This is a genomic window from Kineosporiaceae bacterium, from assembly GCA_016713225.1.
Classification (GTDB): domain Bacteria; phylum Actinomycetota; class Actinomycetes; order Actinomycetales; family Kineosporiaceae; genus JADJPO01.
This window is the reverse complement of record JADJPO010000002.1, coordinates 857,546-871,460: the sequence shown is the minus strand read 5'-3', so window position 1 is coordinate 871,460 and position 13,915 is coordinate 857,546. Positions and strand designations below refer to the sequence as shown.

Sequence of the window (13,915 nt, the reverse complement as noted above, 5' to 3'; positions counted from 1 at the left end):
ACTAGAGTCGACCGCTCGAGACCACGACCTCGACGGTCGACGCCGGTGCCAACGACGTCCCTGGCTCGGGCACGGTGCGAATCACGATTCCCTTGCGGACCAAGGGATCTGGCGCCGTCACCACGGATACCCTGAAACCGGCCGTCTCCAGTTCGCGCTGCGCCACGGCGGCAGTGCGTCCCACGACCGGAGGCACGTCCCGGCGCTGCCGCTCCACGACCCGTTGCAGGCGGAACCACTGCAGGAACTGTCCGCCGGCGACGGTGTCGTCGGTCGGCAGATCGATCAGCGTGCGCTGTGAGGCATTGACCACGACGGTGTTCGCGTGACAGTTCACGTGCCACCGGGGGTTCTTCTGAGCCACGATGGCCCAGCCCTCCAGCACGAACCAGCCCGTGATCGTCTTCAGGCCCATCGGCTCGAGGAGCTCGAACAGGACCTGCGTCAGCCACGTAGAGGTGCCCTCCTGAGGTGTCCAGATGATGCTGTCGCGGCTGACGTCGAGCGTTGCGTCGAGCGTGACCCGTTGCGTGCCCAGCGGAACGGGCCACTTCCAGGCATCACCGTCGGCACCGATCGGCCAGGGCAGGTCGAGCTCGACCCGAACCACCGGCTTGCCCTGCACGGTGTCGGGCACCACGGGACCATCCAGGACCACCTGGATCCCCGTGGCCAGTTCGTTGGCCCCGATCGTGTCATCGTTCTCGAACGTCGTGGGGTTGGGGGTACGGAACACCAACCGATGGATGTTCAGCCCCTCGGTGAGATTCGACCCCCCGCCGCCCGGTGGGTCGAGCTGGGCCGTCACGCGGATCGATGCCTCGCCGGCACCGTCCAGCAGCAGGTCGAGGGCCGCGGTCCCGGCCTCGTCGAACTCCTGCGGCTGCCACCAGAACGAGGCCACGCCGTCCGGGCCGGTGGGCACCGCGTCGTCCACGCCCGGCCTGCCCTCCAGCGAGTCCGGGGTCGGCTCCCCCTCGACGGCACCGGCCACGCGCCCCGACTCGGGCTTGGCGATGACCAACACCTTCTCGACCGGCCCGCATCCGTCGTCCAGCACCACCCGCACCGGCCGGGGAACCACCGTGCCGCGCTCCCGAACCACCTGGCCGTCCCCGCCCAGCAAGCGCAGCTCTCGCCGGTCGATGATCGCCTCGAGCGCCTGCTGCACGGTGCGGGTCCCGGCGAACCGGGCGCAGTCCGGCGGCTGCCAGGCGACCTGGCTCGCGATGCTCAACCGCCCCGTGAAGACCACTGGAGCATCGATCGGCTGGTCGTGGTCATCCAGGCGCCGAGCCGTGACCCGTTGTGTCGCAGGGTTGGGCCGGACCGGCGTGCCGGGAGCCAACATCCAGCGGACGTCGGCGACCCCGGCGGCGTCGGTGCCCACCACGAGCACGGACGGACCCCCTGGCGCCGGGGTCCTGGATTCGGCGGAGAGCACTCCCCCGTGGCTTGCCGTGAACTGCACTCGGGCACCCACCACGGGTCGGCCGCCGGAGCGCACCGCCACGCGCAGCGGCTCGGGTAGCGGGTCGCCGGGCATCGCCTCCTGACCATCACCGCCGACCTCGTCGATCGCCACCAGTTCGGTCAGTGCGGGGAACAGCAGCCGGCAATCGGATTCCAGCGACCAGGTGCCACCCGAGCGGCTGAGAATCGCCAGCGGCGTGAGGTGGTGCTGCGGGCCGACCGGCGGTTGCGGCAGCGGGACCGGTGGCACGTCCGCCGTGGTGGGCCATTCGATCGTGCCGCTCAGTGCGGTCAGCCCGTAGACCTCGCGCACGGTGCGCGCCGGGATCAGCCAGTGGTCGCCAGTTCGGAGCGTGCCACCGGCAGGGAAGGCCACCTGGATGCCGTCCTCGAGGTCGACTGCGGCGGCGCCGATCGGGATCGGGCCGCCCTCCCAGCGACGCACGATCGGATGGCTGCCCAGCTCGGCCTCCTCGGCAGGGGCCACCGGAGGCGTGCCCAGCCAGGTGATGGGCAGGTCGGCTCCGGTCGGAGCTGCGGTGTGGGCCAGGAAGCCCGGCAGCCCACGCAGCTCGCGATCGGCACTGGTCACCTCGACGAGCTGGCCCTCGCGGAAGGACAGCTCGTCGTCCCGACCGAGCCGGTCGAGGGTCAGGACGGCAGTGGCGCCGTCGAGCGTCAGCTCCGCGATCCCCGCGACCACGCTGCCGTTGTCCCGAGAGAACAGGAACGTGCCGGTTTGCGGCCGCGGCGCGGTCGGGTCCGGCTCGTCGTGCACCTGCACCCGGTAGAGCTGGTTCTCGAGTCGCTGGTAGCCACCGGTGGCACTGATCTCACACGGGTTGGCCTCGTCCTCCGGCTCGGCGAGTGAGGCAACCAGCCGGCGCGCCGTGCGCCCGGCGGCGGCCAGGGCGTGCAGATCCGAGCAACGGACGGCGTTGTTCGCGATGGGCTCGAGCCGCACCTGCCAAACGGTCTGAGAGCGGGTCGTGGTGTCGGGTCCGCCGAGCGCCGACTCCAACAGCAGTGGATCGTCGTCGAAGGTGACCTGCCGCTGCCAGACGTCGAGATAGGCGGCGTAGCGGCCATCGGTCGACGGCTCGGCGAGCCCGCCGGTGCGCTCGGCCTCGCTGATCGGGGGCAGGTACGGCTGCCGCGCCAACGGCCAGCCGCCGGCCGGTGCGCCGTCGCTCTCGGCGAGGACGCCGTCCACGGAGTACCGGCCCGGGGTGAGGCGCAGCGCCGTCCAGGCCTCGTCCCGGAAGCGCCACCGGTTCGCGGCGGTCGCGCTCGGCCCGACGATGGCGAACGGCCCCGGCTCGTCGCCGGACGGGGCCGGCCCGCCGCTGCGCCCGACGATGTCGCGGGTACGCACCTCGTCGTGATGCGTGGTGATGTCGGCCTGCTCGTTGACGTCGGCGTCCAGCAGCACCCTGCCCTGTTGCAGCAGCACCGCCCGGTAGTGGTCAGCGGCATCGAACGTCCTGCGCGAGAAGTCCCCGTGCATCGTCAACTCCCTCCTACGGCGACCGGCGCGCGAACGCCGAGCTCCAGTCCGACGGGCACGTACGCGTCCAGCAGGCGGGCAGCGGCGCGCACTCGTACCGGGCGCCCGAGGTGGTGGTGTACACCCATCTCCGCACCGCCCTCGCCCCCCTCGGCGATCTCGGCCGGGCAGCCCGGATCGAGCGCCAGATAGGACGGCGAGCCCCGGTCGATCGAGACGTAGCCGGGGCGAGTGAGGGGATCGGCCGTCGGGGTCGGGCTGCAGCGATAGCGTCGCGGCACCCGGGACGACCTGGGAGCGAACGAGTAGCGCAGACAGCCGACCTGGCGGTTCTCGACGACGACCCGGCCGTCCAAGATCGCGTTGGAGCCCTCCAGCGTGCGGACGAGCACCTGTCCGAGCACCGTCGATCCCTGCACCGACAACGCCAGGGCGGCACCCGCCACGGCAAGAGCCCTGGGGTCCACCGAGCCGGCATCGACGGTCGAGTCCTCCACGTACAGGCTCGCCGGCTCCCGACCGAACAGGATCGGGCCGCACTGGGATCGGAGCACGCGCACCATCAGGGCGGCATCACTTCCGGTGCCCCCGAATTCGCCGCCCCGGCCGTCCTCGATCCGGACGGCGCCGGCAACCGTGCAGCCGCTGAGGGTCAGCGATCCGAGATCGCCGGCGCGCACCACCACGTCGCCCTCGATGACGAGACCGTCGAGGACGACGCTGCTACCGCCCGCACCTGTCAGGCTGAGGTTGCCCCGCAGTCGGGGCCGCACACCGCTGGCGTCGTAGACCCCCGGAACCGGGTCGCGGGTCTCACCGGGAGCCACCACCAGCGAACGCCAGGTGGCTGCCACCAGCACCAGCCGGGTCGCGGCCGGCACACTGGCCGCGACGTCGGCCGGGTCGGCGGCGTCCGCGGGATATCGAGCGCTGTCGCCGATCGAGATCACGTAGGTGGCCCCGGGCGCGGGATCGTCGGCGGCCCAGCCACTCTCGGCGGTCTGCACCGCCGCCGCGACGCTGCCGACCACCGGGGCGACGGCACCCTCGGCGATGACCGCGACCTGCTTGGTCACACCCGGGCCGCCGTGCAGCGGATCGCCTCGATAGGGGTCACCGTCCAGGGCCGCCTGGTGGGTCGCCGTCCGGTCGTACGCGCCGGCCCCGACGTCGGCGACCCCGCCGTAGCTGTGCCGAACCTGCAGGGTGTCCGGCTCGGCGGGAAGGCCGTCCCGGAAGGGGTGGATCCGGCCGGTGACGGCGTCCACCATCACCTGCCATCCGTCCAGTGGTGCGCCACCCGCGGCGCGAGCGAGGTTCTCCAGCCCGCAGACCCGCACCCGCAGCGGGTCGAGGCCGTCGCCGACGGCGGTGTCGACGCGGATCGCGATCGGCAGCGCCGAGGTCGACCCGCGCGCCTGGGTCGATCCGGGCTCGGCGGTCCGGGCTGCGGTCAGCAGGGTGAGCAACCGGCGCGGGCGCAACGGCACCGGCAGGCTCGACTCCTGCGCGAGCCGCTCGATGGACTCCTCGCGGACCGGCGCTGCGAACAGGGGCGTCGCCAGGCCCAGCGGGTGCACCGTCCAGCCCTCGCCCGCTGCAGCCGGCGAGGTGGCAGGCGACCAGCCCAGGTCGTAGACCTGCTGGGGAAACAGGAACGCACCGATGTTCGGGATGCCGTAACGCCCACGGCCCGAAGCGATCCGACGGACCTCGACGGTGTGGGCGAGCGTGTCCAGGGCACCCTGGGCGACCTCGCTCGCGCCGAGTTCGAGCGGGCCACCGGTGGCGATCGGGGTGCGCAGCGAGGCGGTGGCGGGCCGATCGGTGCGGACATGGTTGACCTGGGCCGTGGTCGCCAGCAACCGGAAGAACTCGACCGCTTTCGCCGGCCAGCCGGCGGTGTCGCGGGCGACCTGTTCGACGACGGCGACGGTGCCCTTGCGGCGCCGGTAGGCGACCGTGTTGGCGACGAACCCGCGCCGACTCAGCACCCCCGGCAGCTCCGGCGGCAGGTCGAGCACACCGACCAGATCGGCGAGATAGGGCACCACCCACTCGGGGCAGGTCTCGATGAACCACGACGCGTACAGCGTGTCGAGGTCACGCTCGAGGATCTCGAGTTCCCCGCCGACGGCATCGGCCAGGGCCGCGAGCAACCCGCCGAGTTGCTCGTCGCGAGCACGGACGTGCCCGGGCAACCGGTCGAACAGGCGGTCGGACAGGCGGTCGGACCCAGTGGCGGTCACGGTGTCATCTCCCCGATCTCGACGGCCCCGGCGGCCAGGGCGAGCAACTGCGCCGGCAACACCGCGCCGTCCCACCGGCCCGGCAGCGCACCCACCACGTCAAGTCCCTCGGCGTCCGGGGGCAGGACCGGTTGGGCCGGTGGAGGATCGGCCAGCCGGAACAGCCGGGGCACGGTGCACGCGGCCACGCCGGCCACCGAGCGGACGGCCAGCAGCACCGCCGCACTACTGACCGGCGCGGCGAAGGCCCGTACCGGCGCACCGAACGCGGCGCTCATCGCCAGCTGGACGGCGTCCAGCACCGCAGGGCGCTCGTAGGCCGGATCGTGGGCGACCTCGACGCGTGCCCCGAACCACAGGGTCTGCCCGGCGCGGACCTCGAGCAGCGTGCCGGGGTCGCGGGCCAGATCCAGCGCCGTGTGCAGATCGTTGACGAGATCGGTACTCGGCACGGTGGCCGATGCCCCGAGCACGCTCACCAGCACGCGGTACGACCGCCCGTCCCAGAGCAGATCGGCGCGGGCCGGGCCGACCCCGGCGTAGCCGCGCGCGAAGTCCTCGTGGTCGGCCACCGACACGGCCCGGTCGAGGGTCCGGATGCGCAGCGGCGCGTTGACCCGCGCCTCCTGCAGCGTCTCGGCCGGTGCCCAGTCGGTGGCCGCAGCCGGATTCGTCACGTCCCGGATGCCCAGCGGCCGACGCACCAGCAAGCTGACCGACCGCGCCGCGACCGCGCCGTCCTCGCCGATGCCCACCCGATGGTCGGCGACGATGTTCTCGATCCCGGTGGCGGGCCGGGTGCCGTGCACGCCGTCGCCCAGCACGATGCGCGTTCCCCCACCCTCCTCCTGTCGCAGCACGTAGACCCGGTCGGTCGGGCCGGCGGTGAGCAGGTCGTCGACCTCGGTCCACTGCACCCCGTCCACGCGCACCACGAGCTCGGCCCGCGCCCCGTGGGGGGTGCTCGCCCGGACGAAGGTCAACGGTGCGCGGCGTGGCCGGTACACCGGGAACGCGGTGCGGCCGTCACCACTGCCGAGCACCTGGTGCACCGTCTCGCCGTGGGTGGCGGTGGCGATGTTGCCCCGCACCAGCAGGCCCTGCCGGGACAGGGCCGGCAACGGCTCGCGCACGACCAGGGTCATGGTCGCGGTGTCCCCGATGGGCGTGCAGCTGACGACCTCCGCGCCCGCCACGATCGGGACGGCGGGGGTGCTCGCGGTGGCGGCACCGCTCTCGGTGGGGGCCAGGTCGCCGACCAGCAGGACCCGGCGACCCGCCGGCAACGGCGGATCGGTCGCCGCGATGTCGACGGAGGTGCCCGACAGCGGCGCGACGTCCGGCTGTTCCGTCGCGGGCAGCTCCAGGCTCACGGCATGGACGACGGCGCGCCGCCGGTCGAACCTTGCGAGCTCCGTCTTGGCCTCCTCGGTCCCGTCGAGCACCAGGGTGGTGCGGGTGATCGGACCGTTGAGGGCGTACTTCGCCGCGCCATCCGCCTCGACCGTCATCACCTCGTAGGGCACCCGAAGGCCGGGCTGGTCGAGCACCAGCCAGCTGTTCTCCAGCAGGGCCGGATGGTCGCCATCGACCTCCACCGGGTTGCCGACCTCGAAGCCGGTCCACCTGAGCGTCGCATCGGTCTCGGAGGTCTTCTCCGAGCCGACCGGTGCCGTGTCGTCGTGTACCAACAGGTTGGGATCCGGGGCGTTCCACCCGAACAGCCGCAGACGTTCCCGGAAGGCCAGCACCTGGACGACGGTCCACGGCCCCGGCACGAACACCCCGGCGGGCGGAGCGGCCTGGTCGTCGGCGATGCCGGCCGACACGTCCCCCGTGGTGGCCAGAATGGGGCCGTCCAGCACCAGCTGGGTCCAGCCCGGGTGTCCGTCCGCATCGGGCACGACAGCCGTCACGGTGTGCCCCGACCGCGTGGGGGACCCGAACGCGAGCGCGGCCACGGGCGAGCCGGCGAACCCCCGCTCACGCGCCACGAGCACCAGGTCACCGGGACGCGTCGTGACCGGCCCGCGCACCCAGAGCCAGTCCTGACCGAACTCGATCGTCTGGGGCCGGGCGTCGACGGCCGGGATGTCGTTCCACACTCCGCGGGCCTCGAGATCGGCGCCGGTCTCGAAGGTCTGCGGCAGCTGCCCCGGCCCGGGGATCGACTGCACCGGCGTCCCCGCCGGCACGATGACGACCTCGGGTGGGTCCCCCGCCGTCTCCACGGTGAAGGCGAGATCGACCTGCGCCGCCACCCCCGGACGCAACTCGTACCCGAGGGTGCGAGCCAGCTCGCGCACCGAGGCTCGGTGCACGGCTGTCCGCAGGAACCCTTCCGTGGCGATCCGCTCGGAGTAGAACGAGACCGTGTCGGCGACCACCGCCCACGCGTCGAGCAGCGCGATGGCCGGCTCGCCGGTGGCACCTCGGGCCAGGCTGCGCAGAGCGAGGTCACGCCCGGGGGCCGCCAGCCGCTCGCGCATCCGGGCCAGGGCCTGGGCATGCGCAGACACCTGACGCCGCAACGTGTTCCGGCCCGGCGGGTTGGCCATCGCGTCAACGGCTTCCTCCTGGGCATCGGGTAGGCCGTCGGGCATCGGCTCGCTCATCGGCCACCCCCGATCACGAGGTCGACCCGGCCGGCGTCCGGGTTGTTCGGATCGCTGTCGCACTGCAGCACCTCGCGGCTGCCGACCCGGATCACCCCTGCCGCCAGGTTGACCGCGGTGGCGGACGGCGGGTCCGCCAGCCGCGCGAAGCCGGTGACGTCCACCCACGCCACGCCGGGCACGGCCATCGCCGTGGCCACCACGTCACTGACGTAGAGCGGTTGACCGAAGGTGAACCGGTCGGGATGGAACAGGCCGGTGGCACCGCCGGGCAACGGGCGGGCCGACAGGACCTCGAGCAGCGCCCGCTCGACATCCGCTGCGAGATACCCGGCGGCAGGACACACGAACAGGCCCACCAGCAGCGGCACGAAGACCGGCTGGGTCACCTCGACGTCCACGCCGGCCATCCGCCGCACCTCGAGCAGACTCGCCACGGCCGGCCCGACGGCGTCGTCCCCGGCACCGGAGGCGAGGGCGTCGACGGTGACCTCGTGCACGTACCACGAGCCGGCCCAGCGACGGCGGTCGACGCTGCGCTGTACCCCGGGCACCGTCTCGGCGACCGCGGCGTAGTCGTCGGTGGTGACCGCCCGGAGCTGGGTGCGGAACGCGAACGGGGCCAGTTGCCGCACCTGGTCCAGGCCCTCCGGATCGGTGCCGCCCTGGGCGGGCAACGGGTTCCACACGGTGAGCACCGCCCCGGAGTCGACCGCGGGCGCGCCGTCCGGCCGGGTCAGCCAGGTGGTGAGTCGCCCGGACCCGACGTTGCCGGCGCTGCCGCCCCCGAGTCGGTAGTGCGCGGAGAACACCGGCTGCCGGCCGGGTGAACGACCGGTGACGCCATCGCCGAACCGCAGGCGGGCCACGCCGTCCGGCTCCGGCTCGACGACGACGTGGGCATCGAACCTGCTGCTGCCGATCAGGTCGGGCACCGGCGTCCAGCGCCGTTCGCCGTCGTCCAGGGTCAGGGCCGCACCAGCTGACCGCGGATCGGGTGTTGCCAGGGCGCCGGCCCCGGCGGAGGGCAACGGATCGGCAGGGTCGACGAAGGCCAGGCCGGTGCGCGCGAGCCGGGGACGGTACGGAGCGCCCGAGGCGGCCGACTCAGGCTCGGCCGGCAACGGTTCACCGGACACGCTCGCCCCGTGGTCGGCGAGCACGACATTGGCCAGCGCGACGGCGCGCACCTGCGCCGTGCCGTCCGCGGCGGGCTCGCTGACCCGCAATGGCCCCGGCAGCGCGTCGTCGCGGTGCCAGGTCACCTCGACGATGTCGACCTCGGATCGCAGCAGGTCGCGGTGGACGACGGGGTCCCGATCCAGCCGCACCGCGTACCGCACCGCGGGGTCGCCGGCCGCGACCGGACCGCCGGCCGGGTTGCCCGGCCCGGGCGAGGGCAGGTCGGCGAGCACGAGCACGTGGCCGGCCAGCATCCCCAGGGTGCCCTGACCGGCCGGGACGGCCAGGAAGGCCGAGGTGGTGCCGGACGGCAGCACGTGGTCGGGGTCCTGCCAGGAATCCAACGGCACCTGGTTGCGCTGCGGGGTGAGGCGGGCATCGGCGACCGTCTCGAACACGGCGCCACCCCCACCGTGTACCTCGACCGGCTGGGGCGCGAACCCGGCGGGCACGGCATCGGCCACCGCCGCCCCGGCACCCAGCAGCGTCGGGATGTCGGTGGTCAGCGCGAGCCAGACCCGCGCCGAACACCCCTCGTGCACCACGTAGTCGAGCAGCCGAGCGTGCCGGCGCACCGAGGTCCGCTGCCGGGCGGTGCCCAGGTAGGCCTCGACAGCGACGGCGTCCTGCCAGTAGGCGAGACGGTCGCCGAGGGCGGCGAACAGCTCCGCGAGCATGATGGCCGGGTCGGCGGGGTTGCGGTCGCTCCAGCGCGGCATCAGCGTCGAGAGTCGATCGACCAACCGCGCCCGCAAGGCCTCGTAGTCGCGGGCCAGGTAGTCCTGCAGCGGCGACCCGGACAGCGCCACCGCCGCCGGGGTGGGCGCACAGCAGTCGAGGTGGCTCGGGCAGTCGATCGTGAAACTGAACGGCATGCTCGACAGCGGCTCGTCGAAGCCGTCGGGCACGCCCTCTCCCCCGGCGCCCAGCAGGCGCAGCAGGTAGGTCGACCAGTCACCACTCGACGACGTGCGCACCACCAGCACGCGCCGACGGACTGCGGCACCCTGTGGCAGCGCGCCGTCCACGAGGTCGGTGTCGAACTCCTCGACGCCGGCGGGCAGCGGCCCCGGGGGGCTTCCCGCCTCACCCGCGACGGCCAGCGCCGGGTAGGCCCAGACGACGCGCACCGGGTTGATCGTCGGGTCGGTGCGCACCCCACCGACGATGCTCACCCGCGTGGCGTCGAGGTCGGCCGGCACCGCGTCGTTGAGCAGGTGGACCAGCAGGGTGCGTTGCACGGGCGCCCGCGGCACGAAGCGCTCGCTGCCCGGGTAGTTGCCGATCACCTCGACGAAGTCGATCCCGTCGATGCCCGGTTCGCCCTCGACCTGCACCCGGCGCGCCTCACGGTCGATGTCGGCGCCGGTGAGCAGCGGGCCGAGCACCGGCCCGCTCACGGCGAGGCTCCGGCCACGCCGCTGGACCCCGGCCCGCCGGAGACCTGGACGATGCGACGTGGCTCGTCGGCCGGCGCCCGCAGCGGGACGTAGCCGACGGTGACGTCCAGCCGTGACTCGTTCGCCGTGACCACGACCTCCTCGACACGCAGCAGGTCGCCCAGGAAGCGTTGCAGCGCAGCATGAACCAACGATCTGGTGGCCTGGGCGAGTTCATCCCCACCGGGAGCGAAAACCAGGGCGTCCACCCCGCTGCCGTAGTCCGGGCGCATCACGCGTTCGCCGGGCCGCGTGAACAGCACATGTTCGATCAGGCCGCGCAGGTAGGCCTCCTCGTCGGCCAGGGCGGTGCGGCCGCGGCCGTCGAGCGCCAGCGGCGTGGCGAGGTGAAAGCGGGCAGCCGATCCGGCATCCAGGCTCATGACGCCTTCACCCGCACCTGGGTCGCGGTCACCTGCAGCGGTACCCCGGTCGGGGTGCAGGTGGCGCTGCCGGTCTGGACCACGAGCGGCTGGCCCGAGGAGGTGACCCGCACCGTGCCCGCGGTCCACATCGCGGTGACGCAGGGGCCGCCACTGTTCGGCGGGAACGGGCAGGCCGAGATGGTCCACGGCGCCGAGAGCGAGACCGCTGATGCACCGCTGAGTTTCACGCGTGGGTTGGGGGTCGTCGGCGAGGCCTGCCCACCGTGGGTGCACAACACGGTGGCGCCCTGCTGCACCAGGGTGCCGGCCATCACGTCACCTCCAGGGCACCGTTGTTGATCGATACCGAGGCGGCGCTGAGCACGACCTTTGACGACCCCATGCTCAGTTCGATGCCCGAGGACGTGCAGGCGATCGTCATGGGCACCGAGACCGCGGGCGAGCCGACCTCGATGGTGAGTCCGCCACCGCCGGGCAGGTCGTCGAGGGTGACCGAGATCGCGTCGGTCTCGAGGATCTTCGTGGTCGGCAGTCCGTTGCCCGGCGCCTCGCCCTGCCCCCAGAAGCAGCCCGCCAGGATCGGGTACTCGGGGTCGCCGCCCTCGAATTCGACCCACACGTTGGCCCCGACCGGCGGGACGGCGAAGAAGCCGACCTTGTTGCCGGCGTACGGAACGCAGGCCTCGGCCCAGCTCATACGCCCGTCCCCCAGCACGGCCGGCACCGACACCTGCACCCGGCCGCGGGTCATCGGGTCGAGGTTGCCGACGACGGTGCCGCGATACTTGCCGTAGAAGGTGGTCACACGATCACCGCCGGCACGGTGGAGCCGTAGCCCTCGCGGGCGATGACGAACTTCTGGGTGTAGCTGCCGGGCGCCAGGTCGTGGACGACGCTGCGCACGTACCACAGCCCGTCGTAGGTCCAGCCCGCCCCGCGCAGCCCGACCAACCCCCGGGGGCGCAGCACCGAGCCGTAGCGCGCACCGTCGACCTCGCCCTCGCCGACCACGGCGTCCGCGCTGGCATCGACGCCGGCCTGGGCACGGGCCATGGCACCGGTGGTGCCGACCCCGCTCTCGCGAAGCGCGCGGGTGGCCGGTGGGGTGATGCTCGACAACGGGATCGCGGCCAGGGGCGGGCGCAGACTGGCGCGGGACTGCACCGGAACGGCCTGGCCGCTGCTGGGATCCTGCACCGAACCGGCCACCTGCACCGGGCCGACGGCATCGGTCGTGAAGGTCGGCGCCGTCAACACGGTGGACTGTGCCCCCAGCGCCACCGACAGGGCGGGTTGGGGCGCACCGACCCGCACCGGCGGCCCCCAGTAGAAGGTGCTCAGTCCGGGCACCGGACCGGGGATCACATAGGCGACATGCCCGTTGCGATCCGCGAGGGCGACCAGGTGACGCAGATCGGTCGTGTGCTGGGTGGGGATGCGCTCGGTCGGCAGCGGCTGGTCCAACGTCGTCGGTGGGATCGCCATCGGCAGGATGCCCTGCGCGGCATAGGGTCCCAGGATCGCCAAGACCTGGAGGTAGTCGTTCAACGCCGGGTACTCGGCGTCCTTCTCCTCCTGGTCGAGCAGGTAGGAGACGTCCTCGCCCTTCACCTCCATGGTCGCCGGGTTCCGGCCGTCGCCCGGCGTCAGTTCGCTGCCGGTGACGATGCCGTCCATCAGCACGGTGGGCACCGCGCCCAGCGTGACCAGCAGGACGACGCGTACCCCCATCGCGAACGTCGGATCGGCGACCAGCGGCGAGTCCAGCGCGGCCAACGGGCCGGAGCGGCCGGCGTCCAGCACGATGCTGAACGCCGAACGCTCGGAGTCGGTTTCGGTGATCGTGACCGATTGCACCCGGCTGACCAGGGGCTCCGGCACGGGCAGCGGCACGGTGCGGCCGGCGAGCACGGTGAGGGTGAGACTCGAGATCGCCATCTCACGCCTCCGGGACACCGATGATGATCACGGCGCCCTCGTGGCCCGGCCCGATCAGGGCGTCGGGGTCGAGGGCGGCGTTCGCGTCACAGATCCGCCACCACGCCTGAGGGTCGCCGAGGTAACGATGGGCGAGCAGGTCGGCGCGATCGTCGGCACGCACCCGGTGCCAGGCCAGGGGGGCGGCGTCCCGGGCCTCACGCAGCGGGCGCGCCAGCAGGTAGGTGACCTCGCGCTGCCCCCCGGCGCCGTCCGGGATGATTGTCGAGGCGGTGGGCAGACCGTCGTAGCGGCTGCGGCCGGCCATCTCAGGCCCCCGCCAGATCGGCCACGGCACCGAGGGCACCACTGACGCCGCCGACGACCGCGAGGGTTTCGTGCACCACCTGGTGCACCAGGAACATGGCGTAGCCGGGGTCGGTGACCGGCAGGTCGTCGTAGGTCAGCACGGTCGCCGAGATCGCCACCGAGGCACGGATCGGCACGAGGGCCGGCGAGAACGCCTGCTCGGTGATCTCCAGGCTGTCCAGCGAGATCGGGACGGTGCGCCCCGGACCCCACACCAGCACGATCAGCGGCCCCTCGGGCGGCAGGATCTCGATGGTGCCCGCCAGCAGCAGCGCCGTGTTGGCGATGACCAGGGCGCTGCTCGGGTAGAGCAGCATCTCGAGCGCCGACAACTGTGGCGCGATGCCCGAGACCGAGGCGATCGGGTCGCCGGCCTCGAGCCGGTCGGTGGCGTCGATCTCGACCGTCATGCTGATCTTCTCGACCGGGGCACCCCAGATGCGGTGGACATCCCCCGGGGCGGACGAACCGCCCTCGCGCGGCGACAGGCTGCGGGTGAGCTGGTCGGGGTTGTAGTCGAACACCACGATGCGCGACAGCGGATTCCGTGGGTCGACCGCGACGATGGCTCCGCGCAGCGTGCGCGGTGACCCCGGGAAGCTGCCCATGCGGTGCACCCTCCCCGGGGAGCGTCACCGCACTGTCACGCCCACGAAACCATGATCACCGTCTGGAATCCGGATTCAGCACGAGAACCCCGGTAAGTGAATTCCAGACGATGATCATGTGGGTGGTGCAGAATTCACGCCGCACCACCTCGCCACCCGCCGCCCAGGAG

General features: G+C 72.8%; 10 protein-coding genes. All 10 read right to left on the bottom strand.

Annotation, left to right across the window (positions count from 1 at the left end; genetic code table 11):
• Nucleotide 1 precedes the first annotated feature (1 nt).
• From IPK24_09885 to IPK24_09840, 10 genes are read right to left on the bottom strand one after another with little or no spacing between them, the layout of a single operon-like run.
• Nucleotides 2-2,980, bottom strand: coding sequence for a PASTA domain-containing protein (locus IPK24_09885; protein ID MBK8075861.1), 2,979 nt, complete (start codon nt 2,978-2,980; stop codon nt 2-4).
• A 2-nt stretch (nt 2,981-2,982) separates the two neighbouring features.
• Entirely contained in the window at nt 2,983-5,229 is a 2,247-nt protein-coding gene (locus IPK24_09880; GenBank protein ID MBK8075860.1) for a hypothetical protein, read from the bottom strand.
• Nucleotides 5,226-7,844: a hypothetical protein gene (locus tag IPK24_09875; GenBank protein MBK8075859.1), complete on the bottom strand. Its 2,619-nt coding sequence runs from the start codon at nt 7,842-7,844 to the stop codon at nt 5,226-5,228. Before IPK24_09875 ends, IPK24_09880 begins: the two co-directional genes overlap by 4 nt.
• Nucleotides 7,841-10,426 carry a putative baseplate assembly protein gene (locus tag IPK24_09870; GenBank protein ID MBK8075858.1) on the bottom strand — a complete coding sequence of 862 codons (2,586 nt, stop codon included), beginning with the start codon at nt 10,424-10,426 and terminating at the stop codon, nt 7,841-7,843. The genes IPK24_09875 and IPK24_09870 overlap by 4 nt, the downstream gene beginning before the upstream one ends.
• A complete protein-coding gene (locus tag IPK24_09865; protein ID MBK8075857.1) occupies nt 10,423-10,848 on the bottom strand; it encodes a GPW/gp25 family protein in 426 nt (141 codons plus the stop codon). The genes IPK24_09870 and IPK24_09865 overlap by 4 nt, the downstream gene beginning before the upstream one ends.
• Entirely contained in the window at nt 10,845-11,162 is a 318-nt protein-coding gene (locus tag IPK24_09860; GenBank protein MBK8075856.1) for a hypothetical protein, read from the bottom strand. The genes IPK24_09865 and IPK24_09860 overlap by 4 nt, the downstream gene beginning before the upstream one ends.
• On the bottom strand, nt 11,162-11,656 hold the full coding sequence (locus tag IPK24_09855) for a baseplate assembly protein (GenBank protein ID MBK8075855.1): 495 nt from the start codon (nt 11,654-11,656) through the stop codon (nt 11,162-11,164). Before IPK24_09855 ends, IPK24_09860 begins: the two co-directional genes overlap by 1 nt.
• A complete protein-coding gene (locus IPK24_09850) occupies nt 11,653-12,789 on the bottom strand; it encodes a hypothetical protein (protein ID MBK8075854.1) in 1,137 nt (378 codons plus the stop codon). The genes IPK24_09855 and IPK24_09850 overlap by 4 nt, the downstream gene beginning before the upstream one ends.
• A gap of 1 nt (nt 12,790) precedes the next feature.
• Nucleotides 12,791-13,096, bottom strand: a complete 306-nt coding sequence (locus IPK24_09845) for a hypothetical protein (protein MBK8075853.1) — start codon at nt 13,094-13,096, stop codon at nt 12,791-12,793.
• 1 nt (nt 13,097) lies between these two features.
• Nucleotides 13,098-13,745 (bottom strand): hypothetical protein, encoded by a 648-nt coding sequence (locus IPK24_09840; GenBank protein ID MBK8075852.1) that lies wholly within the window; start codon nt 13,743-13,745, stop codon nt 13,098-13,100.
• Nucleotides 13,746-13,915 lie beyond the last annotated feature (170 nt).